The 1,710-nt window shown below is 48.4% G+C and carries 3 protein-coding genes; all 3 read left to right on the top strand.

Annotated features, from left to right (window positions below; genetic code table 11):
• Positions 1-809, top strand: an 809-nt coding sequence (glyA, locus tag A3766_RS26770) for a serine hydroxymethyltransferase (protein ID WP_156509171.1), incomplete at its 5' end; no start/stop codon positions are given.
• A gap of 124 nt (positions 810-933) precedes the next feature.
• A complete protein-coding gene (nrdR, locus tag A3766_RS26765; RefSeq protein ID WP_068509328.1) occupies positions 934-1,407 on the top strand; it encodes a transcriptional regulator NrdR in 474 nt (157 codons plus the stop codon).
• Positions 1,397-1,710 (top strand): bifunctional diaminohydroxyphosphoribosylaminopyrimidine deaminase/5-amino-6-(5-phosphoribosylamino)uracil reductase RibD (locus A3766_RS26760; RefSeq protein WP_231883005.1); only part of this gene is annotated, 314 nt, incomplete at its 3' end. The genes nrdR and A3766_RS26760, both read left to right, overlap by 11 nt.

Below are 1,710 nucleotides of genomic sequence, written 5' to 3'. Positions count from 1 at the left end.
AAATCGACTACGATCAGGTTGAAGCGCTTGCTCGTGAACATAAGCCAAAGATGATTGTTGCAGGTTTTTCTGCCTACTCTCGTATTGTTGATTGGCAGCGTTTTCGTGATATTGCTGATGAAGTCGGTGCATTCTTATTCGTAGACATGGCGCATATTGCCGGTTTGGTTGCGGCGGGTGTTTATCCTAGCCCAGTTGGCATCGCTGATGTAGTAACGTCTACTACTCACAAAACCTTGGGTGGTCCCCGTGGCGGTATCATTCTGGCGAAGGCAAATGAAGCGCTAGAGAAGAAATTAAACTTTGCTGTATTCCCTGAAAGCCAGGGCGGCCCTTTGATGCATGTAATAGCTGCTAAAGCGGTGTGCTTTAAAGAAGCTATGTCAGATGAGTACAAGTCTTACCAGTCTCAAGTTGTTGAGAATGCCAAGGCGATGGTTGCAGTTTTCCAGGAGCGTGGCTTTGATGTGGTATCAAATGGCACTGACGATCACTTGTTCCTGCTAGATTTGATCAGCAAAGATATCACGGGTAAAGATGCTGACGCTGCACTAGGCAAAGCGAATATTACAGTGAATAAAAATGCAGTACCTAACGACCCACGCTCACCTTTTGTGACCAGTGGCTTGCGTATCGGTACGCCAGCGGTAACCCGTCGTGGCTTTAAGGCTGCCGAGTGTCAGCAACTAGCGGGCTGGATGTGTGACGTAATTGACGCTTTGGTTAAAGATGCTGAAGATACGACTGCTATTGAAAGTGTTAAGAAGGACGTTATCGACCTTTGTGCTCGCTTCCCAGTATACGCATAAATAGTTAACCCGGTGCGGTGATGAGGCGTTTCCTCATTTCTGCACCTTTGGCCTGCCAGCTGTTAGTGGTTTAGTTGGCTTGCTGCTCTGAATTGGCCTTTCTTCTGAATCAAAAGGTTTTTTGATGCATTGTCCTTTCTGTAGTGCGACGGATACAAAAGTTATCGACTCTCGACTGGTTGCCGATGGCGGCCAGGTTCGCCGTCGCCGTGAATGCCTGTCTTGTAAAGAACGCTTTACTACCTTTGAAACTGCTGAGCTGGTGATGCCGAGAGTGGTTAAGCAGGATGGCACTCGTCAACCTTTTGATGAGGACAAGCTCAACAGAGGCTTCACCAAGGCTTTGGAAAAGCGCCCCGTCAGTATTGAGGCGATTGAAAGCGCGATCAATAACATTAAGGCCCGATTGAGAGCAACAGGCGAGAGAGAGCTAAAAGCGATTGCTATTGGTGAAGAAGTGATGAAAGAGCTGCGTCGCCTGGATGAGGTGGCTTATGTTCGTTTTGCCTCTGTCTATCGTAGTTTCCAGGATATCAATGAATTTAAGGAAGAAGTTGATCGGCTAGCTCGTTCTGAGAATACCAAAAATGACGCTTAGTGCTTTCTCAATAGATGACGCTCACTATATGGCTGAAGCTTTGCGCTTGGCCAATAAAGGGGTGTATACAACCCAGCCAAACCCACGGGTAGGTTGTGTCTTGGTGAGGGGCGGTCAAATTGTGGGGCGTGGTTGGCATAAGAAGGCCGGAACAGGGCATGCAGAGGTAAACGCCCTCGCTGAAGCGGGAGGACTCGCGCAAGGTTCGACAGCGTACGTTACTTTGGAACAGTGCAGACACTTTGGTCGAACACCTCCCTGTGCTAAAGCCTTAATTGATGCTCAAGTATCTGAGGTGGTTGC

It is taken from the genome of Oleiphilus sp. HI0132, from assembly GCF_001635845.1.
This window is presented reverse-complemented; position numbering and strand designations above follow the sequence as displayed.

Bases quoted from the DNA above. Each gene is read 5' to 3' on its own strand.
- nrdR (WP_068509328.1), top strand. From the start codon at position 934: ATGCATTGTCCTTTCTGTAGTGCGACGGATACAAAAGTTATCGACTCT.